General features: G+C 60.5%; 18 protein-coding genes. 4 read left to right on the top strand and 14 right to left on the bottom strand.

The annotated features are described in order from the left end of the window. Window position 1: 1 nt before the first annotated feature. From speE to ACZCED_RS11205, 3 genes are all read right to left on the bottom strand, one after another. Complete coding sequence (gene speE, locus ACZCED_RS11215; protein WP_464860808.1) at window positions 2-850, bottom strand: polyamine aminopropyltransferase; 849 nt, start codon at window positions 848-850, stop codon at window positions 2-4. Then, window positions 843-1325: an adenosylmethionine decarboxylase gene (gene speD, locus ACZCED_RS11210; RefSeq protein WP_462969874.1), complete on the bottom strand. Its 483-nt coding sequence runs from the start codon at window positions 1323-1325 to the stop codon at window positions 843-845. The genes speE and speD overlap by 8 nt, the downstream gene beginning before the upstream one ends. 537 nt (window positions 1326-1862) lie before the next feature. Beyond that, complete coding sequence (locus tag ACZCED_RS11205; RefSeq protein WP_464860807.1) at window positions 1863-3983, bottom strand: phospho-sugar mutase; 2121 nt, start codon at window positions 3981-3983, stop codon at window positions 1863-1865. A 269-nt stretch (window positions 3984-4252) separates the two neighbouring features. Here ACZCED_RS11205 and ACZCED_RS11200 point away from each other — a divergent pair, with 269 nt between their 5' ends. The 4 genes from ACZCED_RS11200 (at window position 4253) to ACZCED_RS11185 (ending at window position 10594) form a co-directional block, all read left to right on the top strand. Continuing rightward, the gene (locus ACZCED_RS11200; protein WP_462969876.1) at window positions 4253-5467 is read left to right on the top strand and encodes an MFS transporter; all 1215 of its coding nucleotides are present in this window, start codon (window positions 4253-4255) and stop codon (window positions 5465-5467) included. Between the two features lies 1 nt (window position 5468). After that, complete coding sequence (tsaA, locus tag ACZCED_RS11195) at window positions 5469-5957, top strand: tRNA (N6-threonylcarbamoyladenosine(37)-N6)-methyltransferase TrmO (protein WP_464860806.1); 489 nt, start codon at window positions 5469-5471, stop codon at window positions 5955-5957. Continuing rightward, the gene (locus tag ACZCED_RS11190; RefSeq protein ID WP_462969878.1) at window positions 5957-7156 is read left to right on the top strand and encodes a putative sulfate/molybdate transporter; all 1200 of its coding nucleotides are present in this window, start codon (window positions 5957-5959) and stop codon (window positions 7154-7156) included. Before tsaA ends, ACZCED_RS11190 begins: the two co-directional genes overlap by 1 nt. A gap of 165 nt (window positions 7157-7321) precedes the next feature. Then, a complete protein-coding gene (locus ACZCED_RS11185) occupies window positions 7322-10594 on the top strand; it encodes a response regulator (protein WP_464860805.1) in 3273 nt (1090 codons plus the stop codon). A 186-nt stretch (window positions 10595-10780) separates the two neighbouring features. Here ACZCED_RS11185 and ACZCED_RS11180 read toward each other — a convergent pair whose 3' ends face one another. From ACZCED_RS11180 to ACZCED_RS11130, 11 genes are all read right to left on the bottom strand, one after another. Continuing rightward, window positions 10781-11398, bottom strand: coding sequence for a LysE family translocator (locus tag ACZCED_RS11180; RefSeq protein ID WP_462969880.1), 618 nt, complete (start codon window positions 11396-11398; stop codon window positions 10781-10783). A gap of 233 nt (window positions 11399-11631) precedes the next feature. Continuing rightward, window positions 11632-11841 (bottom strand): hypothetical protein, encoded by a 210-nt coding sequence (locus tag ACZCED_RS11175; RefSeq protein WP_462969881.1) that lies wholly within the window; start codon window positions 11839-11841, stop codon window positions 11632-11634. Window positions 11842-11911: 70 nt separating this feature from the next. Further along, window positions 11912-12940 carry a UDP-N-acetylmuramate dehydrogenase gene (gene murB, locus ACZCED_RS11170; RefSeq protein WP_462969882.1) on the bottom strand — a complete coding sequence of 343 codons (1029 nt, stop codon included), beginning with the start codon at window positions 12938-12940 and terminating at the stop codon, window positions 11912-11914. Beyond that, window positions 12916-14058, bottom strand: a complete 1143-nt coding sequence (locus ACZCED_RS11165) for a linear amide C-N hydrolase (RefSeq protein ID WP_464860804.1) — start codon at window positions 14056-14058, stop codon at window positions 12916-12918. The genes murB and ACZCED_RS11165 overlap by 25 nt, the downstream gene beginning before the upstream one ends. After that, entirely contained in the window at window positions 14037-14279 is a 243-nt protein-coding gene (locus ACZCED_RS11160) for a hypothetical protein (protein ID WP_464860803.1), read from the bottom strand. The genes ACZCED_RS11165 and ACZCED_RS11160 overlap by 22 nt, the downstream gene beginning before the upstream one ends. Window positions 14280-14322: 43 nt before the next feature. Continuing rightward, window positions 14323-14817, bottom strand: a complete 495-nt coding sequence (locus ACZCED_RS11155; RefSeq protein WP_464860802.1) for a hypothetical protein — start codon at window positions 14815-14817, stop codon at window positions 14323-14325. Next, complete coding sequence (locus tag ACZCED_RS11150) at window positions 14814-16850, bottom strand: alpha amylase C-terminal domain-containing protein (RefSeq protein WP_464860801.1); 2037 nt, start codon at window positions 16848-16850, stop codon at window positions 14814-14816. The genes ACZCED_RS11155 and ACZCED_RS11150 overlap by 4 nt, the downstream gene beginning before the upstream one ends. A 118-nt stretch (window positions 16851-16968) precedes the next feature. Next, window positions 16969-18480, bottom strand: coding sequence for a glycogen synthase (locus tag ACZCED_RS11145; protein ID WP_464860800.1), 1512 nt, complete (start codon window positions 18478-18480; stop codon window positions 16969-16971). Window positions 18481-18672: 192 nt separating this feature from the next. Continuing rightward, a complete protein-coding gene (gene glgP, locus ACZCED_RS11140) occupies window positions 18673-21219 on the bottom strand; it encodes an alpha-glucan family phosphorylase (RefSeq protein WP_464860799.1) in 2547 nt (848 codons plus the stop codon). Between the two features lie 268 nt (window positions 21220-21487). Beyond that, a complete protein-coding gene (locus tag ACZCED_RS11135) occupies window positions 21488-21796 on the bottom strand; it encodes an isoamylase early set domain-containing protein (RefSeq protein WP_462969887.1) in 309 nt (102 codons plus the stop codon). Between the two features lie 187 nt (window positions 21797-21983). Next, the gene (locus ACZCED_RS11130; RefSeq protein WP_464860798.1) at window positions 21984-26300 is read right to left on the bottom strand and encodes an amylo-alpha-1,6-glucosidase; all 4317 of its coding nucleotides are present in this window, start codon (window positions 26298-26300) and stop codon (window positions 21984-21986) included. Window positions 26301-26398: the final 98 nt, after the last annotated feature.

Raw genomic sequence — 26398 nt, 5'->3', positions numbered from 1 at the left:
TTCAACCTCCCACCGCGTCACGTAGATACTGGGGCAGCGCAAAAGCGGCCCGATGGATTTCAGGATTGTAATAGCGCGTCTGGATGCCGCTGGCCCGGTACCGCGATTTCAGCGATTCAACATCGGTATCGCGCAATGCCCGGTTGTCGGTGGCCCACGCAAAGGCCATGATCCCGCCGACATAGGTGGGTACCGCGGCCGTGTAGAAATGCCAGTCGTCGAACACGCGGCTCAGCCGCCGCGACGTGGTTTTGACCTCGTCCAACTGCATGAAGGCCACGCCGTTCTGGGTCACCAGCACACCGCCGGGCGTCAGGCAGCGTTTGCAGTGGGCATAAAAATCGGCTTCGAACAGGGCTTCACCCGGACCGATGGGATCGGTGCTGTCCGAGATGATCACGTCAAAGCGGTCATGGGTGGTGCGTACAAAATTGCTCCCGTCTTCGATCACGATGTGGACACGCGGATCGTCAAACGCCCCCTGGGAGTGTTTGGGCAGGTAGGTGCGGCACATGTCGATCACCTGCCGGTCGATCTCCACCAGGGTGACGTGCGCAACCCCTCGATGACGGGTGACTTCACGCAGCATCCCGCCGTCGCCGCCACCGATGATCAGCACACGCCTGGCTCGCCCCAGGGCAAAAAGGGGCACATGGGCCATCATCTCGTGATAGATGAACTCATCCATTTCCGTGGTCTGAACCACGCCGTCCAGTATCATCACCCGACCGTATCGGGCGTTGTGAAAAATGATCAGGTGCTGATGGTCGGTCTTGACCTCGTGCAGCCGCTCGTCGATGCGAAACGCCTGGCCGTAGGCGTCATAAAGGGTTTCCGTGAATTTAGGCATGCCCCAGGATCCCCCTTAAGTTCTCGGTGATATTGATGGTTTTTGGTGAAAAGGCACGCTTTAAAACGCAGATGGCCGCTTCGGGTCTGGCATTGCCGCACATAAAGACGTCAAAGGCGGCGAATTCGCGCTCCGGCCATGTGTGAACGCTGATGTGGGATTCGGCCAGCACCGTTACCCCGGAAATACCACCGTTGGGCGTGAAATGATGCAGGTGGATGTGCAGCAGGGTGGCGCCGCACGTTACCACGCACTCGCGCAATGCACGCTCCATGAGCTGCAGGTCATCCAGTTTTTTGGCTCCCCAGAAATCGATGATGAGATGGGTGCCGGCAAATTGGACCCCGTCTCTTTCAACAAAGTGGTCTGCGGGTGTGGTGAATTGGGAACGGTCGTGATGTTCAGGCCAGGTTGTCCTGCGGGTGGTCGGGTCTATCGGACGGACCACCTCATGTGTAGTAGCCTCTCTTTTCATCCATCGGGCCCCCCTTTTGTTAGACATGGCAGTTGTAAAACGCCGCCGGAGCGGCCGGAAAACAAAAACAGGGCGCATTTAATTGAAGCCGTGAGAAAGTGCAAGTTTTTTCTTGGCCATCAATCAAAATAAGTTTCGAATCGTATAGGATCGGCACTAACCACTCGTTCTTAATTGAACATTTGCATGGCTTCCTTTTTTTCGATTGAAACTGACAACCCCACAGCAGGCATCGATAGGCGCGAAGAAGCGCCATTGGCGCCGGACATTTTACCGGTTGTTGAAAAATGGCGTGAGCACAGGCAACATTCGGCAAAACGCCTGCGTCTAATATGGCAGATGATCCTATTGCATGGAATTGGAACGCGAATCGGTCAAACGCAGTGCTATTAACACCCCGTTAATCAGTCACGGTATCAGGGGGCAGGCTCACGGGCAATCGTTTCAGGGGCATGGAAAGGTCGCAGTTGTCGGTATGCAACCGCGCCCGGGCGCTGAGTGCGGATGCCGTGAAATCAAAAACAGGCGCTCAGAAGGTTAAAGGTTTAGATATTGTGCGACCCCGCTGCCGTATCGGGCGGCAAATGCCCGGTCGACCTTTTGCACAGGGTTCGCGCCCAGGAAAGCCAGCAAATTGTCCAGCTGGCCTTTCCGTGCACGTCGGTCGGCGACACGCTTCAACCCGGCAATCTGTTCCTCGATCTCGAAATATTTCATCTTGTCGTCCAGGGGAAGCTGCCAGAAGAGCAGGAATCCCCGCTCGGGGAAATCGACCCCCAGGATACCGTAGCAGTAGGCCATGAAGGACCGCTCCAGCCGTTCTTGAATGCTCACGATCTGTGCCTTCGCCGTTTCGATGGTGGACAGATCGAATGGTCGGCCGAGCACTTCGATGTAAATCTTGAATTTGGGCTCGGTGCCCGACGGCCGGACCGTGATGCGAATGCCGCGGGTCTCGGGCAGTTCCGCCAGTTTAAGGACCAGCACGTTGCGCGAAGAGGTGTCGGTTCTCGACAGGTGGGGTTGGGGCTCGCCCGCCCATCGATCGATCTTTTCCGCCACCTTGAATTCGCCCACCGCCGGGATCTCATATTTCCTTAAATGATCCATGATCGTTTTGATGCGGCCGATGCCCTTGGCGCCCAGCAGCCTGATTTCGGTGAGATAGTTGTGGCAGTAGCCGTACTTGGCGTAGATGCCGTTCAGGTAGTCCACCAGCGTCCGACCGTCGGCCTTGAGTTGCGAAGCGAGCTCGGCCAGCCACACGGCGGCGCCGGCAGCATCCTTGTCGCGGGCGTAGTTGCCCATGAGAAATCCGTGGCTCTCCTCGGTACCCAGGATAAAATCCCCTTGGCGGCCCTCCGCCTCCAGGCGGTTCATGCGTTCACCGATGTATTTGAAACCGACCAGCAGGTCGCCGATGCACTGAATGCCGTTTTCGACGGCGATGGTGTCGATGAGGGACGATGTCACCTCGGTCTTTATGATCACGTTGTTTTTGGTCAGCTGCCCTTTTTTGCGATACTGGCCGATGGCATACTCGGACAGAACGATACCGATCTCGTTGCCGTTGAGGAATTTCCATTCTCCACCGTGCCGCACCATGATGCCGATGCGGTCGGCGTCCGGGTCGGTGCTCATGATCACATCCGCACCGATGGCGTCGGCATTGGGCAGGGCCGCGTCGAAAGACTGGATCACCTCCGGGTTGGGGATGTTGAAGGTGACATGCTCAAAGGCACCGCTCAGGTTGGCCGTGGCCGGGTCCAAATGGATGTCGAAGCCCATGCCTTTGAGCACCGGATAGACGGAGGTCACGCCGGTGCCGTGCAGGGGGCTGTACAGGATCTTCACGCCTCTGGCATCGCTGAGTTGCAGCGCGGCGACCGCTGCATGGTAGGCATCGTCCACCTCGCTGCCGATAATCGCCAACAAGCCGTTTTTGCCTGCAGTGTCCAGTTCCATGGTCCGGATGGCGGAAACATGACGGGTCACCTCGTCCACCAGATCCTGGTCATGGGGCGGAATGAGCTGACCGCCATACTGGTCGTACACTTTTTTCCCGTTGTCCGTGGGCAGGTTGTGGCTGGCGGAAAACATGCAACCGGAAACGGCATTCAGGTGACGGATGGCAAATGAGAGTTCCGGGGTGCTGCGGGTGCTGTCGAAGAGGTGGACCTTGATGCCGTTGGCCGTGTATACCTGGGCCGCCGCTTCGGCCAGCTGCCGGCAGTCCAGATTGTCGACCGGGTTGGGCCGGTCCGCAGCGTAGCGGCCGGTGTCCGTAAACCGCCGCACATCGTAGGCCAGAACCAGCCCCCGTTGCCTGGCGGACTCACCGTGGACCCTGATCAGGTATTGGCTGTGGCCCTGGGCCGAGGCCTGGATGGTCCAGGGGTTGATGCGGTTGGGACCGATTCCCACCAATCCCCGTCGCCCGCCGGTGCCGAAGGGAATCACCTGGTAAAAAGAGTCCAGCAGGAATTCCCATTGCCCGGACCCGATGAGATGGTCGATCTGGGGCACGTAGGCGGCAAACATGGCGTCGGTCAGCCAGGCCTCGAGACGATCCAGGGCATCGGTTTTAAAGTTTTCCGGAAGGTCGAGCGTCTCGAATCCTTTTTTTGCTTTTTCAATCAGGGTCTGGTATTTGTCCATGCCGTTATCCTCGTTGTTAATTGGGGCGGTTTCGTAAAAAGTCCGATATCTGCGTTACGCTTCATCCCTCGTCACTGCGGAGTACGCTTAGTACGCCTCATTCCTCGGGATTCGCAAGCCTTGACCTCGAACTTTTTACGAAACCGCCGGAAATAGGACGTATTAGGTGTTCATCAAATAAACAGGATTGGAAACAGCTTCTTGCAAATAGGAATACCTGCAATTATTCCATTTTTGACCGGCATTGACAAGGAAAACCGCCTTCATCCATGAACGCCCTCGACCGTAAAATCTTCGGCACCCTTTTCTTCTCCATCTTTGCGGCGGTGACCGGCGTGGGCATCGTGGTGCCGCTGCTGCCGGTCTACGCCCATGACCTGGGCGCCAGCGGATTGTACATCGGCCTGATCTTCGGTGCCTTCTCCCTTTCCCGGACGTTTTTCCTGCCCTACTTCGGCCGCCGGTCCGACAAAAAGGGGCGCAAGCCGTTCATCGTCGCGGGGCTTTTTTCGTACGCGGTGATATCGGTGGCTTTCATTCTCTCCACCGGCGTGGAATCCCTGATTGTCATCCGTTTTGTCCAGGGAATTACATCGGCCATGATCATGCCGGTAGTACAGGCCTATGTGGGAGACATCACGCCCGCCGGCAGGGAAGGCTGGGTCATGGGGCTGTTCAACATGTCCCTGTTCGTCGGCCTGAGCGCCGGCCCGCTGATCGGCGGTGTGATCAAGGACCGCTTCAGCCTGAACGGGGCCTTCGTCTGCATGGGCGTCTTGTCCCTCGTCGGATTCGCGCTGAGCCTGGTCTTTCTCCCCCCCACCGCCGAAGAGCGGGTGGTTAAAAAAAGACAGGCGCCGCTGGGTTGGTCGCAGATACTTGCCGACCGGACCATCGCCGGTCTTTTTCTGTTCCGCCTGGCATATACGGCCTGCATCGGCATCATCTGGGGTTTTCTGCCGGTGTTTGCCGACATGGAATATGCCGTCTCGGCATCCGGCATCGGCATCCTGGTGATGCTGGGGGTCATGGTCAGCGGCGTGGTGCAGGTACCCATGGGATGGCTGGCGGACCGCTTGAACCGGAAGTCAATGATCATCCTGGGCGGCCTGGTGGTCACCGGCGCTGTCTATTCATTCAAGCATGCCAACGGGTTCCAGGACATGTTCTGGGCCAGCGTGGTCTTCGGCATTGGCGGCGGCATCGCCATGCCGGCGTTGATGGCGGCGGCAGTCCTTCAGGGCAGCCGCAGCGAGGCCATGGGGTCGGTGATGGCGCTGCTCACCGTCGCCCACAGCCTGGGCATGCTGGTCGGTTCGTTAATGGCCGGAGTGATGATGGACTGGTTCCAGCTCCGGCAGGCCTTTGTTCTCGGTGCGCTGCTGATGGCCGGGGGAACGCTTGCGTTCGCGGCCTGCACCTGGCGCACCGATCTGAGTCGCGGAGCGGTACCCGCCGCTCCACCCCAGATTCCGGAGGGTTGACATGGCAATCACGGTCACTTCCATCGGCATCATCCGAACCCCGTTTACGGACATCGACGGCATGCCTATCCAGCCTTCCGGCGCAATCGATGTGCCCGGCCGACTGGTTATGGACGAACCGTACGAAGCGGGGCTATGCGATCTCGACGGCTTTTCCCACCTGATCCTGCTTTATCATTTCCATCTTTCCAAAGGATACAGCCTGATGGTCACGCCATTCCTGGACACGGTGCAGCGGGGTCTTTTCTCCACCCGCGCTCCACGCCGGCCCAATCCCATCGGCCTGTCCATCGTTCGACTGGACCGGATCGATGGCCGCACGCTTCATGTACTGGATGTGGACGTGGTGGACAAAACCCCGTTGCTGGACATCAAGCCCTATGTGCCCGCCTTTGACGTGCGCAGCGATGCACGTGCCGGATGGCTGGAGCGGTCTTTGGGGCGATCGACGTCACTCAAATCGGACCAGCGCTTCAGGGAGAAAGAATAATGCCCCTGCCCCTCACCTTCAATCGGATGGAGTTCGCCGGGTCGTTAGGGGACCTGGGTACCGTGTTGCCCCTGGCCATCGGCATGATTCTGGTCAACGGCCTGGATCCGTCGGGGCTGTTTCTGTCGGTGGGACTTTTCTACATCTTCACGGGGATTTACTTCGGCATCACCACGCCGGTGGAGCCCATGAAGGTGATCGGGGCCTACGCCATCGCCACCGCCATGAGCCCCCAGCAGATCATGGCCTCGGGAATTCTCATGGGCGCCTGCCTGCTGGTCATCGGTGCCACCGGGGCCATCGCCCTCATCGGCAAGTACACCCCCAAGGCGGCCATCCGGGGGGTGCAGCTGTCCACGGGCATCCTGCTCATGACCGAAGGGATCAGGTTCATGCTCGGCAAGGCCAAACTCCAGGCGCTGCACCAGATGGCGGAGCCCTACCTGGCCGCCCAGCACGTGGGACCGATTCCCGTTGGCCTGCTAATCGGGATCGTCGGTGCTGCCCTCACCTTGCTGCTGCTCGACAACAAGCGGACGCCAGCCGGCCTCGTGGTCGTGGGCGCGGGTATTCTGATCGGCCTGTTGGCGGGAACCGGCGGGGGGCTGGGGGAGATGCGGCCGGGGCTCTATCTGCCACGGATCCTGCCCCTGGGCTTTCCCGAAGGCCCGGATTTCACCGTTGCCCTGCTGGCGCTGGTGTTGCCCCAGATGCCCATGACCATCGGCAACGCGGTGATCGCCGAGATGGACCTGTCCATCACCTATTTCGGCACTGCCGCCCGGCGGGTAACGGGCAGGGCCCTATGCGTGAGCATGGCCCTGGGCAATTTCCTCAGCGCCCTGCTCGGCGGCATGCCCCTGTGCCACGGCGCCGGCGGTCTGGCCGCCCACTATCGATTCGGCGCCCGGTCGGCCGGTTCCAACCTGATCATCGGGGCCATCTTCATCCTGCTCACCCTGGCACTGGGCAACCGCATCCTGGCCCTTTTCAACCTCATCCCCCTGGCCATCCTCGGTGTGCTGCTCCTGTTTGCCGGCAGTCAGCTGGCCCTGACCGTCCTGGACATCAGGGAGCGCAAGGAGATGTTCGTGGTGGTGACCATTTTAGGCATCACCCTGGCGTCCAACCTGGCTGCCGGATTCATTGTCGGCATCGTCCTGGCTTATCTGCTGCGGTCGCAAAAGCTCACCGTATAATCCCCTGGCAAACCGAAAAATCGTCCCGCTCATGCCGTATACGCCGGTTGTGGAATAACTGCGCCGCCACCATCTTTTCCTAAACCTATCACACTGACTGCCGATATAAGGATCACTCGGCACCCATCCATCGGTCCGGCGTCATATAAAATACAAGGTGCATCCATGCTGAACCTGCGATCATTGCGAGATCTTCCCAAAGTCGTCGCAATCTTGGTAGTCATCACCTGCATTCTGGTTCCCTCTGCTTTCATCGTGGTCTGGAAAACCGGCACGTTTCACGAGGAGTCCCGACGGATCGAGGCTGAGTACCTGGCCCGGAAAAAGGTGGAGCTCAAAGAGCGGCTCCACAATGTGCTGGCCCTGGTCAATACCAAGGTTTCCGTCATGGACACCCTTGGTCAGGCGGAGGTTAAGGGCCATGTGACGAATATCCATGCAGTCATGTCCAGCATGGCCGCCAAATGGCGGACAATGATGGGTGATGAAGAGTTGCTGCACCTGCTGCGGTTAACTATTCCCGTCTTCGACGACAACGACAGGAAAGGGAAACTAATCGTCCTGGATCAATCCGGTGGCATGGTCTACCCCCAGGCGGGCCAGCTGCCGCTCAGCGACGACATCCGACAGATCCGGGATGAGGATGGCGCTCGGTTGATCGACACCATCATCCCCACGGTTCACCGGTTCGACGATGTCTACCGATCGTTTTCGATCATCGCGGCGGATAGCGGGAAAACAGCAAGATACATGAGCTACTTCCGGCTGTTCCGACCTGCCGGATGGATCATCGGCTATGTGGTGGACCGGGCGGACATGGAAAATGCGCTTCAGGCCGAAATTCTGCAGATCCTCCAAAACTTCAGATACCAGTTGACCGATTACATTTTCACTATCGGTGCCAACGGCTACATCCTGAGCCATGGCACCCAGCCTGGCCTGATCGGCAGGAATGCGCTGGAATTGCGCAATGACCAAGGCGACTACGTGGGCCGGAAAATCGTGGAGGCGGCTGAATCAGGCAGCGACGGCGGCTATTGCCGTTATGAGTGGCTGAACACGAAAACCGGCCAGGTCGAACCCAAAATGAGTTACAGCGTTGTTATCCCGCAATGGGACTGGACGATTGCCACCGGCGCCTACCTCGACCCGGTCTATGCCCAGATTTCAGAAAGCCGACAACTGGTGAAGCATCGCCTGATCGTTGAATTCATGATCAACGGCGCCATGTGGCTCGTCTGCCTGGGGGGAACCTGCTTTTTTGTCGTCTGGGCCCGCCGGAAATTTTCAGCGGATGTGGATGCCTTCGTAAACTTCTTCCAGCACGCTGCACACCAGGAAAAGAAAATCGATGTGGCTAACCTGGGAATGGCCGAATTCAAGCAACTGGCAGGATACGCCAATGAGATGGTTCAGACGCGCAGCCGGGCCCTGACGGCGTTGGAAAACCAGCGCCGGCAGATGGTCACCCTCACCCGGGCCATCGAGCAGAGCCCGGTATCGGTGGTGATCACCACCCCGGACGGCACCATCGAATATGTGAATCCCTATTTTGAAACCATCAGCGGCTACCCGGCAACGGACGCCGTGGGACGCAATCCCCGCATCCTGAAATCCGGCCGGCAGTCCGAATCATTTTACCGGCAGATGTGGCAGACGCTGAAAGATGGCCGCCCCTGGTCCGGAGAAATCATCAATCGGCGCAGAGACGGCAGCCTTTACTGGGAACGGGTCCACATCTCGCCGGTGTTCGACGAGAAAGAAGCCATCGTCCATTTCGTCGGCGTGAAGGAGGACATCACCGAACACAAGCAGGCCTTGGAGGACCTCAGCCGCGCCAAACAGGATGCCGAATCGGCCAGCGTCGCCAAGAGTCAGTTCCTGGCCAATATGAGCCATGAGATCCGTACCCCCATGAACGGTGTGATCGGCATGCTGGGCCTGCTGATGGACACGGATATGACCGACGAGCAGCATGATTTTGCCCGCACGGCCAAAATCAGCGCCAATTCCCTGCTTTCCATCATCAACGACATTCTCGATTTCTCCAAGATCGAAGCCGGCAAGCTCGAACTGGAAATGCTGGATTTCAATTTCCGCGACATGATGGAAGACCTGATGGAAATCATGTCCGTACATGCGCTGAACAAGGGCATCGAGCTGACCAGCTATATTCACCCCGACGTACCCTCCTGGGTCGGTGGGGATCCGGGACGCATCAGGCAGATTCTGATCAATCTCACCGGCAATGGGATCAAATTTACCGAGCAGGGGGCGGTGGCCGTGCGGGTTGAGTTGGAAGGGACGGACGAAGACACGGTGGAGCTCCTGATCGAAGTTCAGGACAACGGCCCCGGAATCCCTGGCGACCGGGTGGACCGCCTGTTCAAGTCCTTCTCCCAGGTGGATGCGTCCACCACCCGTAAACACGGCGGTACCGGGCTGGGACTGGTTATATCCAAACAATTGACCGAACTGATGGGCGGGAGCATCGGGGTGGAGTCCCAGCCGGGCCGGGGCGCCCGGTTCTGGTTTACCCTGGTGCTTAAAAAGCGCGCGTGCCCTGAAGGCGCCCATCGTATCTCGCCGACGATCCTCCGGGGCAAGCGAATCCTGGTGGTCGATGACAACCCGACCAACCGAGATCTGTTTCGCGCCTACCTCAACACCTGGGGCTGCCGGTTCGACATCGCATCCAGCGGCGAAGCGGGCCTTGAAAAATTGCGTTCCGCGGCTATCGACGAACCCTTCGATGCCGCCCTGGTGGACTACATGATGCCCGGCATGGCCGGCGACCACCTTGGCCAGGCCATCAAAAAGGATCCTGCGATCCGGTCAACCGCCCTGATCATGCTGACTTCCCGCGGGCTGCGGGGGGACGGCCAGCGCATGAAGCAGATCGGTTTTGCCGGATACCTCATCAAGCCGGTGAAACGCCAGCTCCTGTTCGAATGCCTGGCACGGGTGCTTGCCGATTCAGGCCAGGCCGCCTCGGGATTGCATTCCCCGCTGCCCATGGTAACGCGGCACTCGATCGATGAAGCCCGGCAGGAAAAGATGCGGCTGCTGGTGGTCGAAGACAACCCGGTCAACCAGAAAGTCGCCTTGCTGATCCTGAAAAAGATGGGCTACCAGGCGGATGTTGCCAACAACGGGCGCGAAGCGCTCGCGGCCCTGAAGCAGGCACCCTACGATCTCGTGCTGATGGACCAGCAGATGCCGGAAATGGACGGACTGGAAGCCACCCGGGCCATCCGTGACTCAGCCGATGTAATCAACCGCCGCGTGCCCATCATCGCCATGACCGCCAACGCCCTCAAAGGCGACCGCCAACGCTGCCTGGAAGCCGGTATGGACGATTACCTCTCCAAGCCGGTGAAACCGGACCAGCTGAAAAACAAACTCGACCAATGGCTGGTTGTGGCGAAGGAGAATTGACCCGTACCGGGAAGGCAGCCGGGGAGGTTTCGCGGCCGCCGGGCAGCAGGGCATTGAACGCGATGGCTGATGCAGCGACGGACCACGCTGCGCGCATCCCCATGAATGAATAGGGGATCTGACGATCCCCCCGGTGTTGCCCGCTCTAACCAACCCCCGATTCCTGTATCCATCCATTCACCGGCGTCACTGTCTCACGGTGGCCAGCTTCAACGCCAGTCCCACAAAAACGACGCCGGCCACCCGGTTCATCGTCTTCTGAGCCCTGGGTGAACGGTTGAGCCACTGGCCGATGGACCCGGCCAGCAAGGCGATGCTGCCGAACACCAAGATGGTGGAAACGATGAACACGCCGCCCAGCAGCAGCATCTGGAGGGTCAGCGACCCGCGGCCCGGGTCGGCGAATTGCGGCAGGAACGCCAGGAAAAAGATCGAGACCTTGGGGTTGGTGACATTCATGATGATTCCCCGCCGGTACAGCTTCGGGTAGGTCAGCCCATTTTGCCGGGCGGCCGATATCCGCTCCGCGGATGCACGGAAGGCCTGCCAGGCCAGGTAGAGCAGATAACCGGCGCCACCCAGCTTGAGCGCCGTGAATGCCAGGGCGGATGACTGAAAAACCACCGCCACGCCGAAAGCAACCGCCGTCGTGTGAACGACGAGCCCCGTGCACAGTCCCAGTGTTACCAGGAGGCCGGCCAGTCTGCCGCGCAGGGCCGATTGGGTCAAAACGAAGATGTTGTCCGGGCCGGGCGCCAGCCCCAGCAGCACGGAGGCCATGAAAAAAGCTGCCAGTGTTTCCATCGGGATCATCCGCTCTCCCTTTTTAGATGGGTGTTGAAAACGTCATGCGCACAGTCAGGACAAGGCAACATCCGGCGAAATCACGCCGTTCATAGTTGATCATTGATCATGCTGAGCCGGATGTGGACGCCGCCAGGCCACGCGCGATCGTTTTTCAACAGCCTTGTTCGGTGTTAAAAGGTGATGAACCGGTCGCTCTCTGCGATCAGTCGATAAAGGTCGATCAGCTTGCCTCAGGCCAGCAGCACCCCTTCCGAGAGGGTGAAGACCTTGGCCAATTCGCTGATCGGGTAGTCCGGGCAGTCCAGCGACAGATAGTCCACCGACGGGCCATTGAGAAAAAGGGTCACATCATCCATCTTTTCGAGCATCAGGTTGCCCATGCGAAACGCGTTCCACACCACCTCGGGGTTGCCGCTGCATGCCATCAGTGTCACTGTCATCCATGCTCCTCTTCGGGTTTAAGAAACGTTTTTTTCCAGTTGCAAGACGCAGCCTGCAGATCCGATGCGGCTATGGAACCACCAGCACCTCGCGGTCCAATTCAATGCCGAATCGCTCAAAAACAGACCGATGGACCTGTTCGGACAGTTCGAGAATATCCCGTCCGGCAGCGCCGCCCAGGTTCACCAGGACCAGGGCCTGCCGGTGATGAACAGCGGCCGCTCCTACCTGCCTGCCTTTCCAGCCGCAGCGATCGATCAACCAGCCGGCAGCCAGCTTGAAATGGTCGCCGCCCTGAGGATAGTAGGGTAAATCAGGATTCAATGTCAGCAGTCGTGCGAGGGCGTCGCCGTCAATCACCGGATTTTTGAAGAAACTGCCGGCATTGCCGATCAAGGCCGGGTCCGGCAGCTTGCTTTGCCGGATGGAGACGATCGCCCGACGGACACGGTCCAGCGTTATCGGACCCATCGCCTGCACGGCCGCCTTGACGCCGGGATAATCGAGGACGAAGTCGGGCTCAAGGCCGAGTTTGAAGACCACCGCCGTGATGATGAACTGTCCGGCCCAGCGACGCTTGAAGTTGCTGGACCGGTATCCGAAGCGGCATTCCTTGGCCGACAAACGGACCTGCTCACGACTGCGGATGCAAATGGCTTCGACCCGGTCGATCACCCCCTTGACCTCCGCCCCGTAAGCACCGATGTTCTGCACCGCGCTGGCGCCGACGCTGCCCGGGATGAGTGAAAGGTTTTCGATGCCGGCCCAGCCGTTGGACACGGCAAGCGCAACCAGGTCGTCCCAGTTCTCACCGGCCATGGCCCGGACCCAGATGTGCCGGCGGTCCGCCTTGATCACATCGATCCCTTTGAGCAGCGGATGCAGCACGATGCCGTCAAAATCGTCCACGAACAGCAGGTTGCTGCCCCCGCCGAGGACCAGGCGACGGTGTCCGTCAAGGTCGTTGCGGCCGAGGAAATCGATGATCTCGTCGACCGAATCGAACCGGACATAGGTAGCGGCCGCCGCTTCGACGTGGAAGGTGTTGAGGGCTTTGAGTGAGAAATCGGTATTCAGTTCCATAGGGTTTCGCGGCATGAAAAGGATTCCGGATAGCGGGAGATCCGATCCACCCGGGTTTCGTATTCGGTTGGCTTGAGCGGATGCCGGTCGAACAACATCTCAGCCCGGGCGCGGTTGCGATCGGTTGAATAATCCGCGAAGCCATTCTCATCTTGCGCATCGCTGCCGCCGATGTGGCGAACCTTGATGGGATCGGCGCAGGAAAAATCGAACCCTTTCAGGTCAATTTCACGCCGGTTCGACAGGTTCCGCGTGCGATAGTAGATGCGATCGTTCACGATGTCAAAGACCACGCGCCACTGGGTGAAGATATGTGGGTGGGATCGATAGGCCGCGTGATCCAGCAGGTCGAAGGCAAAAGCAGCGGCTGACGGCGAGTCGGCGGCGCTGAACCTGTCGGCACCGACGGCGGCCCGGACGAACCGTTCCTTGGACAGATTGCCTTCGGGGATTGGAAAGGCTCCTCCGAAACCGTTAATTTTTTTCAGGTAGGCCAGCGAAGCGGCGTAAGGATCATTGGCCATCGCCCTGACCGGCAGATCCTTGCCCTGATAGACGAGGGGGCGGCCGCCGATAAATTCGACAATGGCGGCATCGCCCGAGCGGTCGCCAAAGAAATAGTGAACACCTTTGCCTCTGGACACCGGCCTGATCCGGATCGCGGCCATGTGGGCGAGCACCTCGCGGACGGTGCTGAAGCGGTCCAGCTGGTATTGCAGCCACTGCAGCATGAATATGGACGGCCGTTGGTCCGCTGCAGGGTATTCGGCCTGGCGCAGCATCAGGCCGCAGCCGGCCAGCCCGGCCTCGTTCATACCTGCCCAGGGCCAGTCGATGCCGTAAAGGTTGAAGGTCACGCTGCCATACCGGCTGGTCCATTCGGCTGGATTGGGCGCCTTGGCCGGGTCCGAAACGGCGGTTTTGGAAAAACCCCGTTTGTTGATCACGATCGTGCCGTCACCGGTGGGCCAATCCAGGTTGGCGGCCAGTATCCGATGATCAGTATGACTCAGAAAGACAGAGGTACATGCAAACCCCGGCCGGCCGATCAGGCAGGCAATCCCCATACAGAGAAGCCATCGCCATTTTTTCCCATGCGCGTGGTCTCTTTTCACGGCTGTCGATGGACCCATGGCCAAGGGGTTTCGCCTTTTTCTATTTTCCGCCCGACGTGCAATGCGGCCCCCGGCATGGCGCCTTCGTAGCGTTCCCGGCAAAGGACGATCAGCCCGATCAGCAGCAACCGGGATTGGTTCCAGAAAAAACCGGCGGATGCACAGGCTGAAAAACAGACCGGCGATGCCGAGCAGCATCCCTGCCAACAAACGATCGATCGGCGGCTGAAACCAAACATCCAATCCAACCTCCTGACACCGGCCATGGGCACAGGCACCGGTTTAGCGGCCGTCGGTCACGGGGACCCGCACATCTCCGCAGAGGATGAAGTCGACACCGCTTCGGGGAACCACCGCCAGGGCCATGGCCACGGTGTCGTCGATGGGCATGGCGGACATGGTCTCCATGGCCAGGATCTCCAGCCCGCCGCCGGCAAGAACGACCGTCATGATCGTCGTGCGGTTGTAAAAATCCACGTTGCGGGAAAAGACAACGAGATTGCGGCTAAAATCGACTGCGGGGATTTTCTCGCCCGGTTTGAAGGCCCGCCAAACGGCCGCGAAGGCATGTGGCCCGCCGATGTAGCCCGCACGCAAATGACGCTGGCCATTGGGCAGCAGAGCCAGATCGGCAACCGGGAAATCCCCGCTCCACCGCTCGATGATGGCCAGGTCTTTGGTTTTTTCTTCTTCAGCCGGCAGCGTCGCACAGCCGGTGATGAAAAAAAGGAACAGGCACACCGTCAACCCCACGCCGGCCCGATCGTCTCGGGTCATGATTCTCCTCTCTTTTCAGGCAGCGGTTTCAGGACAATTGCCGTTCGGGAAGGCAGGTATAGGGACAGCCGGGAGCCCCAAGGATTGCTTTTTTCCTCCAGGGTGTGGTGAACCTGATCCGCTGCCAGCCGGCCGTGGCCGCCAAATTCCCTGCCATCCGAATCCAGTTCCATCCGATACGACCCGGGGGGTGCAGGGATACCATAGCCGAAGAACGATTGTGCCGGGTGAAAGTTGAAGGCGAAAACCCACCCGCCCCGCGAAAAGGCAAGGACCTTGTCGACGTCATGATTCCACAACAGCCCGGGGTCACCGCCCGAAAGCAGGTCGTACCGATTGAACAGGGCGATCATCCGACGGTCGAATCGGGATAAAAACTGGTATTTCAGGTTGGGATCATCCGCCAGGTGCCACTGCCTCCGGGCGTAATGAAAGCTCCAGTTGTTTCCCTGCCGGGGAAAGTCGATCCAGTCGGGATGGCCGAACTCGTTGCCCATGAAGTTCAGGTAGCCGCTGGCCGCCGTGGCCAGGGTGACCAGGCGGATCATCTTGTGCAGGGCGATGGCCCGGTCCACCCCCAGGTCCGGATCGTCCACGGACATGCGGGCGTACATGGCGGCATCGGCCATGCGGAACATCAGGGTCTTGTCCCCCACCAATGCCTGGTCGTGGGATTCGGTGTAGCTGATGGTCTTCTCTTCGCGCCTCCGGTTGGTCAATTCGTACCACAGGTTCCCCATGGGCCAGCCTTCATCGGGCGTATCCTTGACCAGCCGGATCCAGTAATCCGGGACCCCCATGGAAAATCGATAGTCGAATCCGATCCCCCCGTCGGCAGCCGGCAGCGCCAGACCCGGCATGCCGCTGATGTCTTCGGCCACGGTCATGGCATCGGGCCGGATGCGGTGGATCACCTCGTTGGCCAGAGCCAGGTAGGCCAGGGCGTCCTCATCCACCGCGTCGTTGAAATAATCGTCGTACCCGGAAAACGTTTTTTCCAGGCCGTGGTGGGTGTAGAGCATGCTGGTGATGCCGTCGAGGCGAAACCCATCCACGTGGAAGGCGTCCAGCCAGTAGCGGCAGTTGGATAACAGAAAGTGAACCACCTGGGGTTTGCCGTAGTCGAAACAGCGGCTGTCCCAAGCGTGGTGATACCCCCGGCGGCCCTGGTGGAAGTACTGGTATTCCGTGCCGTCGAAAAGACCCAGGCCCTCCACCGTGTTGGACACCGCGTGGGAATGAACCAGGTCCATGATCACGGCAAGTCCCTGTTCGTGGGCCGAATCGATCAGGGCCATCAGGTCCTCCGGCGGACCGAACCGGGAAGACGGAGCGAAGAAGCTGGACACGTGGTAACCGAAGGAACCGTAATAGGGATGCTCCTGGACAGCCATCAGTTGAATGGTGTTGTAGCCGGCATCCACGATCCGCGGCAGGACATTCGCGGTGAACTCACGCCATGTGCCGATCTTCTCCGCGTCCTGGGCCATGCCGGCATGGCTCTCGTAGATCAGCGGCGGCCGGTCCGGCCGCGTAAAATCCGGATGCCGCCACCGGTAGGGCGAATCCGGCGCCCATACCTGGGCATTGAAAATCAGGGAGCCCGGGTCCTGCACCACGCGGCGGGCATAGGCCGGGATGCGGTCCCCCTGCCCCCCGTTCCAGTGCATGCGCAGGCGATAGAGATCCCCGTGGTGCAGCGCGTCACCCGGCAGGCGAATCTCCCACTGACCGTCATCGGTCAGCCGGGACAGGGACAATGCCCGGTCTTCTTTCCAGCCGGAAAAATCCCCCACCAGATAGATCGCCGTGGCATTGGGTGCCCATTCCCTGAACGTCCACCCATCCGCGGTCCGGTGAAGGCCGAAGTACTCATGCCCCGACGCCAGATCCAGAAGGTCCATGCGGCCTTCGGTAATTTGCCGGCGCATGCCCCGGATGTGCCCCAGCCGCCGGACAAGGGCCGCGCGATGGGCGCCCAGGTAGGGATCGGCATCGACCATGCGGTCGACGAGCGTGTTGATGGCAAGCATTGGTTTAGCTTTTTGGTTGTTTAGACGGCAGGCTGAAGGGGGTCATGACCATTCCATTTTTTCCTGAAAGCCTTAAACCTTCAACCCGAATACCTGTCGACGGCCTGCGACCATTGCATCAATTGATCAAGGGCCGTTCCAGCATCTTCTCATACAGATCGATATACTGCCGCGCCGTGTTCGCATGATTGAAGGATGCGGCGCTCTGCTGCATGATGCGCTCAATCTGCTTGCGTTTCTGTGTTTGCGGCAGCTTGAAAAAATCCATGGCCTGGGACACGGCCCAGTACAGGCCGCCGGCATCGTAGGTTTCGAATAAAAAACCGTTGCCGATGCCCCGATCCACATCGAGATGGACAATGGTGTCATGGATACCGCCGGTATCGTGGGCCACCGGCAGCGCCCCGTAGATGGGGGCGATCATCTGGGGCAGGCCGCAGGGTTCGAACAGCGAAGGCATCAGAATGAAATCGGCGGCCGCGTATGCCAGATGCTCCAGGCTCTCGTTGAAATCACAGACCGCCACGCGATTGTGGAACCCGTGATGGTTGACGATGCCGCGGAAGGTCTGCTGGTATTCGCCGTTGGCCACGAAAACGACCTGCAGGTTCATATCCCAGTAGTTGGAGATAATGCCGTAAAAGGCTTCGGCCAGCAGCTGGCAGCCCTTTTGGATCGGGTCCAGTCGCGACGGCCAGAAAAACAAGGGGGCATGGTCGTCCTGGATCAGCCCCAAGATCTTCTGAAGGTGCCGTTTGTTCTCCCGTTTGCCGGCCGGGTGGTTGCCGGCCTTGTAGGTGCGCTGAATTTCCTTGTCCGTTTCCGGGTTGAAAGCCGGATCCGGAGCGTTGAGGATCCCGGTTCCACAGCCGGCATAGAACTTGTTGGTCAACTGCTCCCTCAGCGGCCATTCAACGAAACTGTGGCGGCCCTCGACGATCTCTTCGAGAAACCGGGGACTGACGGTGTTGACGAAGTGGGCGGCAAACACGCCGCTGGCCAGAAAATCCACCGGATTATTCTCCCATGATTCTTCGTAGCCGGTTGAAAATTTTTCATAAAAGAGGTGCTGCCAGAAGTAGGCCGCATCGATCCCACGATCCTCGATGTGGGCCAGGGTGGCTTTCACCGTGTGGATGTTGTGGATGGTGAACAGGCAGGGAATGCCCATCTGCCGGGCCATGGCCGGGAGCAGCCCGGTCATCCAGTCGTTGCAGTGGATCAGGTCCGGCCGCACCCGGGGAATGATGTTGTTGATCACCTCCCGCTGGAAAGCCAGGGAGAGTTTGGTGTTTTCACCGCCGTATGCCGAGTAGACCCGGTTCAGGTAGAAAAAGGCCCGGTCCTCGGCCAGGTGCACCCGGTCATCGGGCATGATGTTGCGGATGGCCCACTGCTCCCGTTCGAGAAACGGCGCCAACCGGTCGTGAAAAATCGACCGGTAGTCCGGCAGGGCCACATGAACGTCGGCACCCTCGTTGAACAGCGCACTGACCAGGGCGGCCGATACGTCGGCCAGGCCGCCGGCCTTGGCCGTGAGGTATCGGGAAAAATTGCCCATGCGCTGGGGCAGATAGGTCACTTCCGGGGTAACGATCAGCACCCGTGGGTTCCGCTTGGCCGACGGCATCGGCACCTCCTTTGACAATCGGTTGGGGGGCAGGGACGCGGCAAGAACGAATGGCTCAGGATGACACTGGTTTTTTGTCCAGCTGCAGGGCGCGTCTGCCGGTGAGAATCATCATGTGTATCGAAATATTGTACACCGCAAACGCGCCAGGAGACAAACCCAATCGGTAATTATTTCTTGCCGGGGGCCGTATCAGGCCCAGGTCAACAGTTCCGGCCGGAACCGGATCCATGCGTCGGCATTGGGGGTCACCCGGACGGTGAACCCGTATCGGCCGGAATCGGTGCATGGCAATTTGCAGCAGTAGAGGTACGTGCCTGCCGAGCGTTCCTCCTTGACGCTCATCATCTTCACCCGCGGTGCATCGATGCGATCCAGATGTCGCATCTTGCCGTAATAGAGTTCCACGTTCAGCTCATCCGGGAGCAGCTCACCGGTCTGGACCACCGTGGTCACCTCGAATGACTGGTTGACCCGGAAGGGACCCTGGGCGCTGCGAATCGGCGGGGACAGCTGGATCTGCGGCCACTTGTCTTGATAGCGGCGATGCTGGTCGCTGAGCCGGCAGGCCACAGCCCCGCCGTCGGCCACCAGTTCCTCGAAGCGCCTGCTGGCGGGAAGGTAAAAGCGTTCTTCGTATTCCGATATCATCCGCAGGCTGCAGAACTGGGACATGGCCATCTTCATCGACGCCTTCATCATCTTGAGCCATGCCTTGGGGGTGCCTCCGACGGTCCGGTCATAGTAAAGCGGTGCCACTTCGTTCTCGATGATGTTATACACCGCCTGGCTCTCCACCGCATCCTGATAGTTGTGGTCCTGGTACTCCTCCCCGTTGCCGATGCGCCAGCCCCGCTCCGGACTGTAGCCTTCGCACCACCAGCCGTCCAGAATGCTCACGTTGAGCACGCCGTTCAGGGCCGCTTTCATACCCGACGTGCCGCAGGCTTCCATGGGCCGCCGGGGGGTATTGAGCCACACGTCGGCGCCTTGGACCAGACAGCGGGCAATGTGCAGGTCGTAGTCTTCGAGAAAGATGAACCGGTGCCGCAGGCTGGTTCGCCGGCCGAAATCCACCAGGCTGCGGATGATCCCTTTGCCCTCGTTGTCCTTGGGATGGGCCTTGCCGGAAAAAATGAACTGGACGGGCCGCTTGGCGGAATTGATGATCGACTCGAGCCGGTCCGGGTCCTGGAACAACAGGTGGGCCCGCTTGTAGGTGGCGAAGCGCCGGGCAAAGGCAATGGTCAGGGTGTCCGGATCCAGCACCGACTCCACCGCTTTCATGACATCCAGCGGGGCGTTGCGGCGACCATATTGCCGGTACATCAGTTCCCTGACGGTTCGTACCAGCCGCGAACGGCACATCTCGTGGGCCTGCCAGAGCTCTTCGTCGAAGATATCATCGATGCGTCTGGCATTTTCGGGAATGGTGGAACCCATGTTCCACTGGGGGCCCAGATACCGTTCGAACAGCAGCTTGATCTCCGGGGCCAGCACCGTCGGGATGTGGACCCCGTTGGTGACATGGGTGATGGGCGTCTCGTCGTCGGATCGGGTGGGCCAGATATGGGACCACATGTGACGGGCCACCTGGCCGTGGAGTTTGCTCACGCCGTTGAGGTACTGGGCGGTACGCAGCCCCAGGATGAACATGGAAAAGGGGGACTCGGCCGCCGCTCCGTCCGGTTGCCCCAGGGCCACCAGCTGATCCGCACTCATGCCGAAGTGTGATTCGAACGGCTTCAGGTAGGGTTTGACCATGGCGGGCGGGAATTCGTCGTGTCCGGCCGCCACCGGGGTGTGGGTGGTGAAGACCGTGGTCCGCGAGACGACTTCCCGCGCCGCCTCAAGGCTGATGCCGTAACGATCCATGATCTGCCGAAGCCGTTCCAACCCCACGAAGGCGCAGTGCCCTTCGTTCATGTGGCTCACCGTCGGCTGGATGCCCAGGGCATCCAGTGCCCGCATGCCGCCGATCCCCAGCAGCACCTCCTGGGCCAGGCGGGTGTATTGTTCTCCGGAGTACAGCCGTGCGGTGATGTCACGGATCTCCGGGGTATTTTCCGGCAGGTTGGTGTCCAGCAGAATCAGCGGGATCCGGCCGATGCGGATCTTCCAGACCTGGGCATGAATATCCCCGCCGATGCCGGTCAGGCTGACGACCAGGTCGTTGCCGTCCTTGTCCTTCTGCTTGGAAAGCGGCAGGTGATACAGGTCGGTTTCCGGATAGGTTTCCTGCTGCCACCCGTCCTTGTCCAGGTACTGGCGAAAATACCCTTCACGATAGAGCAGTCCCACCCCCACCAGGGGCATCTTCAGCCCCGACGCCGCCTTGAGGTGGTCGCCGGCCAATATGCCCAGACCGCCGGCAAACAAGGGCAGGGTCTCATGGATGCCGAACTCCATGGAAAAATAAGCCACCGTCTCCCCCTGGTCCCATGGGCTTTCGCTGTTGGTCTGGTTCAGCACCCGGTTCTCAAAACGCTCGCGCACCTGCTCCAGGTGGGCCAGATAGCTGTCGTCATGGGCCAGCTCGTTAAAACGCTCCTGGGGAACCTTGGTGGCGAACACGATGGGATTTCTTCCCGATTCCTCCCACAGCCGGGGGTTGATGCGCCGAAACAGCTCAACGGCATTCTGGTTCCAGCTCCACCAGAGATTGCGCGACAATGTCTCCAGGAAGGCGAGTGGCTTGGGGATATCGGGAAAGACCTGGAATGTTTGAATAAACCTCATTATCATACTCCTCGATGCTTGAATCCTCCCTGCGGCAGCCCGCGGGAAGGTTCCGCCGGTAACGGCAGTGCTGCGCTACACCGCAAGGGTGAAAGCCTATTTTCGGTTCGCTCGCCAATCCCTCCGCAAGCGGCAGGGAATGCGCTCACTATTGCGGTTCAACGGCGGATCTCGCCGTGCGATCCGATCATTCGGTTCGGCGGTTCAGCCGACCATCCGGCCGGGTTTGGAATGGACGATACCGGGAACCCTTCTCATCCACAGCCCGCTACACCACCACGACCGAGTTTTCGCAGTCGCCAAAATCGCTTTTCACATATCGGTCCGCTTCCCAGTCGTTTTCCCAGATCGTCTGGTCGATCAGGTAGCGAAACTGGTAGGCCTGGCCCGGTGCCAGCTCCACGACAGCGGTGAACTCACCGCTCTTCAGCCGTTTCATGGGGGTGTTGACCGTGCTCCAGTCGTTGAATTCGCCCACGATGTGCACGGTCTTGGCCCCCGGGGCCGCCGCTTTGGGAACGCGGAAGGATACTTTACAACGGTCCTTGCTTTTTAGATACTGTTTTTTGACGCTCACGATGTGCCTCCTGTTCATTTTTTATCGTTTTATCTGTTAGTTAATCGAAATATTCCACCGTTTCCCAAAACGGCGGACGCTCTCATTCCCAATCACGCCCGTGTTTGGCAGTGATGAGAATCGAGAAAATAGGGGGGATCCAACCCGCCCGGTGCCCACGTCGCCCGACCCTGGATGACCCAACCCCTCAAGCCTCCGTTCCCGAATGGTTCAAGCCCTCGATCTTGATCCACACCCGCAGCAGCTCGCTCACGCCCCAGGCCTGGGCGTCACAGCCGCGGCTGTGGTGCGGGGCATCACCATCCAGGATCTCCGGTACGTGGCCTACGCAGCCGTCATTGATCAGCCGGCTGCTGCTGGCCAGCCAGGCCAGGGCCGTTTCATACTCGCCGGGGCCGAAACAGTCCGCCCAGGCTTCGCAAAAACTGGGAAACACCCAGGTCCAGGCCGTACCGTTGTGATAAGCCGGCTTTCGGCGGGTGTCCTCATCACCCCCATAGACACCCGCATACGGCGCTTTGGGATCGTTGACCAGCACACCGTCGTGATAGACCGGCAGCTCCGGATCGATCGGGCGGTCCGCCAGGCTGCGGATGGCCCCGGGAACGATCAGTTCCTGGCAGGCAAAAAGGATTCGCCCGGCCACCTCCCGGTCCGTTACCGCCCCCAGGGTGAGGGCAAAAAGCTGGTTGGGCCGCAGGGCGTTGTCGGCGACGGCCTGGCTGGCCGGCATGCCGGGGCCGGCGTGCAGGCAATCGGACAGGTAGCCCAACTCCTCACGGAAAAACAGGTCCAGGATGGATTGACGCACCTGCCCGGCCAGGCGCTGCCACTGCTTGCGCGGTTCCGATGCGTCCACCCGGCCAAGGTATGCCAGAGCGGCCTGCCACAGGGCCTGGATCTCAATGGGGTATCCTTGGCGAGGGGTACCTGCCGGATAGTTGGTGTCCATCCAGGTGAAATGAGACGGGCTGAAGAGCAGGCCGCTGTCTTCGTCCATGATGATACCGTTGGGCGTTCCGGCCATGATGGACCGGGCGATGGAAAGCAGGACCTGCTTCAATGGCCTCCCCCCGCAGTCGGTTTTGAGCAATTTGGCCTGGCCCATCAGCGTCCCCAGTTCGTCGCACACCCGAAACAGCCACAGGGGCGCATCGGAAGTGTCCCGGTTGCCCGTGTCGGTTCCCCGGATCATGTTGGGTATGGTGCCGTCCTCAGCGAACATGGCAAACTGCACGATAATGCTCAGGGCCTCCTCGAGACGCCCGGCGGCGATAATCCCCCGTACCACGATGAGGGTGTCGCGCCCCCAGTCCAGAAACCAGGGATAACCGGCGATCACCGTCGAATACTGATCCCGTTTGACGATGTACTGGTCGAGCGCTTTGGTCAATGCGGGCACCGGCAATTCCCATTGGGGCGAGGTTTCGAAAAACCGGCTGACCCGTCGCCGCAGGTCAACGTCGGGTTGCCCGGAGACACCGGCCTCGCCCGCCACCCGGGCCCTTAAGATTTCGCTCTCACCGCCGGCCAGGGGTCCGGAAAAGTAGCCGGGGCTGAACAGATCCGAATGCGGGTCCTGGCCGCGCTGGGCTTCCTGCGGATGGTGAACCATGTACTGCCATTGGGTCTCGATGAAAAAATCGGCCCGCTGCGCATCCATTTCGAGTGCATGGCCGTCGCCGGGCTGAAAGGTGAACCCATTTTCCCGGCCGGTGACCGCAGACGGAAAGCGGTATTCCGACCCGGTAAACGCTTTGGTGGTCTCGTGAAAATTGCGGTCCTCGATGTCGGGGCGCAGGATGAGGGTCACCGGCCGGTCGTCCGCCAGGCGATCCTTGCGGCCCTGGGCCGGGTGCCGGTAGAACACCATGTCGACGGCGTTTTTGCCCGGTGGCATGCGGATGCCGACGCTCAACACCACGTGCTGCCCCTGCCCTGAAGGGATGTGATACTGCCAGCCGCCCCATGCATCGAAATCGAACCCGAACGCATCCAGGCAGTCCGGGCCGATCTCCTGGGAAAAGCCCTGGAACACCACCCACCCTCTCATGCGGGTCAGCAGGATGCGGCGGTCCTCGGGAAAGACCGGGCTCAGGTTGGCCGCCAGCAGCGCATCGTAGCGGCTGGGCAACCTGTCCCAATGGGCATGGGCCCGGGTCATGGCGCCGCGTCCATTGGTGCCGAGCATATGGATGCCGGAAAGGCGTTTGCGCGGCCGGGTGAACATTTTTCTCACCCTGATCTGGCGGGCCGTTGTCAGGTACAAAAGGGGTGACTCGTGGTGGGTGCAGCCGGCGGGGTCGTAACCGGAAATCTTCAATGTTCGCGATTTGTGTCGGCCGGCTGACGGCAGCGGGCGAAACAGGACGAAGGCGCTGCCGACCGCATCGGTCAGGCTCTCTTCGACGGCCATCACCGCTCCATTTTCAGAGATGGAGGCCCGAAACGGGTGGTGACCGACGACCAGCAGGAAATGGCCCGGCGGCACCATCACCTCCCGCCGCAGGTCGACGGGAAATTGCCAGACAACGGTTCGCGGCGTGGCGCCGGCGGGATTCATGGATCGGCAGAAATCCAGGGGGGATGCCTGCAACTGCATGGCGGCCCGGTTCGGGTCCCATTGGCCCAGGTCCCCGACCCCCCGGTGAAACCGCCACACCTCGAGCGCCTTGGCCCGGAGCCGTTGCCTGAGGATGCGATCCGGGGTGCGTGGGAATCGGTCTGCGGCATGGACGACCCGCTCCAGGTCTGCCGGGTCGTTGGTCAGGCACAGCACCTGCCCCGGGTCGAGCGAGAGCCGCCCCGTTAGCCCGTCGCCGCCAATGGATACCGTCTGCCCGCTAAGCAGGTCAGTAGCCGAATCCCCGTCCAGGGGTGCCCGGCTTCGGGACCAGGCTGCCTGGTTGGCCGATGCCGCATCCAGGTTGACCAGAACCAGCAACCCGCTGCCGCCGGGTTCACATCGACGGGCGGCAACGATGGTGTTGCCCGGTCCCTGCTGGATCATCTCCACGCGTACCGGGTGAAAGAATGCCGGGTGAACCGTGAGCAGGGCGTTGATCCGGCGGATGGCGTCCACCTGGTTTTCCGGCGCGCCCCAGTTCAGAGACGGAGAGCCGTGCACGTTGATTTTCTCCGTGGCCAGCCACTCCACCCCGTTGGCGAATCCGAAGCCCCCCTGGCTGGAAAGCAGGGCGCACAGGGCGACGCGCATGCGGGCATACGCCGGGGAAGTGGCGGCCAGGCGCGGGTTGTCGTGGGTTTCGGCAAAATGGATGGCGGTGCCGTCGGCCTGGGAGATCTCCATGGCGCCGGGCAGGTAATGTTCAAGCTGGCCCCGGTCGTAGTTCTGAAACAACTCACTGTAAGCCCAGTTGAAATCCGCCCAGTTGAGCAGGTCCCGGGTAACGGAGATCTTGCCGCCGAGCCCCTCCAGCAAAAAGATCACGTTGGGGAACTGGGCCCGCACCTTGCCGATCATATAGCGCCAGGCCGGCGTGGGGATCATGTACCCGGCGTCACAGCGAAACCCATCTACGCCCCGGCGGCACCAGGTCAGAAAGACGTCGGCCATGTACCGCCACAAATCCTTATGGCTGTAATCCAGGCGGGTGAGGTCCGCCCAGACCACCCCCCAGGCGCCCGGGTTTTCGATCTGGCCGTCCGCTTCCCGGGATAGCCACTGGGGATGGGTTTCGTGAAGGCTTGCCGCCCAGCCGGTATGGTTGATGGCAATATCGATGAACAGGCGCGCCCCCCTGGCGTGGACGGCATCCACCAGTTCGATGAACTGCTCCATGGGAGTGGCCTTGGGGTCGAATTCAGCCAGGGCCGGATCCACGGCGGTAAAGCTCAATGCCGCATAGGGGCTTCCATACCGGCCCATGCGGGCATAGGTGGTGGGCGTGGGGTGGATCGGCAGCAGTTGGACGATCCGGCAGCCCAGGTGGCCAATGATAAAATCCAGCTCCCCGACCAGGTCGCGAAACGTTCCCGACGGGGGGATGACCGTGTATCCGGCGTCGTCCAGGCTTTTCACGGCCGAGTCGACATCGCCCATGGCCCCATTCTTGTTCGGGCCGAATTGACGCACGAAGGCATTGTAGATGATGTTGGCACAGCAGGCGTTCGCCGGCGCCACGTTGATGGCGGTGTTGGCCCCCGGCGGCCACAGCGGGTCGGCACTGTCCGGGGCCAGGAAATAGCCCTTGGCCTCGAAGTGCCCCACCTCGGTCAGGGCGACGGTGAGGGTGTAGCGGCCTTTTCCGACGGCGGTCATGGGAATGTCGTACCAGCTCCGGCCCAGGGGGTTTTCCTGACGGTCGACCTGCCGGACGATTTCCCGGCGCACAGACCGGCCGTGTCCCAGGCTGGTCCGCAGCCAGGCCTGCCCGTCCCACGATTCGGGCACGTTGAGGTGGAAGGTGATCGTGTCTCCCGCAAAATGAAGTTCCCGGGCGCCGGGCGCCGGGGCCTGTTCGATGGCATCGGATTGGACCATGGATCGACCTTGTCTTCTTTAGCTAGGGTTGCGGACAGCCGGCATGGGCTGCTGTCGGGGTTGCGATGTTTCCGGCACATTTCCGGTTCAGCCGATAC

The organism is Desulfosarcina sp., assembly GCF_055467485.1.
Note: the sequence above shows the minus strand (reverse complement) of the source record. Positions and strands in the feature narration are given on the sequence as shown.

Bases quoted from the DNA above. Each gene is read 5' to 3' on its own strand.
- ACZCED_RS11185 (WP_464860805.1), top strand. From the start codon at position 7,322: ATGCTGAACCTGCGATCATTGCGAGATCTTCCCAAAGTCGTCGCAATC.
- ACZCED_RS11190 (WP_462969878.1), top strand. From the start codon at position 5,957: ATGCCCCTGCCCCTCACCTTCAATCGGATGGAGTTCGCCGGGTCGTTA.
- ACZCED_RS11165 (WP_464860804.1), bottom strand. From the start codon at position 14,058: ATGGGTCCATCGACAGCCGTGAAAAGAGACCACGCGCATGGGAAAAAA.
- ACZCED_RS11145 (WP_464860800.1), bottom strand. From the start codon at position 18,480: ATGCCGTCGGCCAAGCGGAACCCACGGGTGCTGATCGTTACCCCGGAA.
- murB (WP_462969882.1), bottom strand. From the start codon at position 12,940: ATGCCGCGAAACCCTATGGAACTGAATACCGATTTCTCACTCAAAGCC.
- ACZCED_RS11160 (WP_464860803.1), bottom strand. From the start codon at position 14,279: ATGTTTGGTTTCAGCCGCCGATCGATCGTTTGTTGGCAGGGATGCTGC.
- speE (WP_464860808.1), bottom strand. From the start codon at position 850: ATGCCTAAATTCACGGAAACCCTTTATGACGCCTACGGCCAGGCGTTT.
- ACZCED_RS11150 (WP_464860801.1), bottom strand. From the start codon at position 16,850: ATGCTTGCCATCAACACGCTCGTCGACCGCATGGTCGATGCCGATCCC.
- ACZCED_RS11205 (WP_464860807.1), bottom strand. From the start codon at position 3,983: ATGGACAAATACCAGACCCTGATTGAAAAAGCAAAAAAAGGATTCGAG.
- ACZCED_RS11130 (WP_464860798.1), bottom strand. From the start codon at position 26,300: ATGGTCCAATCCGATGCCATCGAACAGGCCCCGGCGCCCGGCGCCCGG.
- glgP (WP_464860799.1), bottom strand. From the start codon at position 21,219: ATGAGGTTTATTCAAACATTCCAGGTCTTTCCCGATATCCCCAAGCCA.
- ACZCED_RS11175 (WP_462969881.1), bottom strand. From the start codon at position 11,841: ATGACAGTGACACTGATGGCATGCAGCGGCAACCCCGAGGTGGTGTGG.
- ACZCED_RS11155 (WP_464860802.1), bottom strand. From the start codon at position 14,817: ATGACCCGAGACGATCGGGCCGGCGTGGGGTTGACGGTGTGCCTGTTC.
- speD (WP_462969874.1), bottom strand. From the start codon at position 1,325: ATGAAAAGAGAGGCTACTACACATGAGGTGGTCCGTCCGATAGACCCG.
- ACZCED_RS11200 (WP_462969876.1), top strand. From the start codon at position 4,253: ATGAACGCCCTCGACCGTAAAATCTTCGGCACCCTTTTCTTCTCCATC.
- ACZCED_RS11180 (WP_462969880.1), bottom strand. From the start codon at position 11,398: ATGGAAACACTGGCAGCTTTTTTCATGGCCTCCGTGCTGCTGGGGCTG.
- tsaA (WP_464860806.1), top strand. From the start codon at position 5,469: ATGGCAATCACGGTCACTTCCATCGGCATCATCCGAACCCCGTTTACG.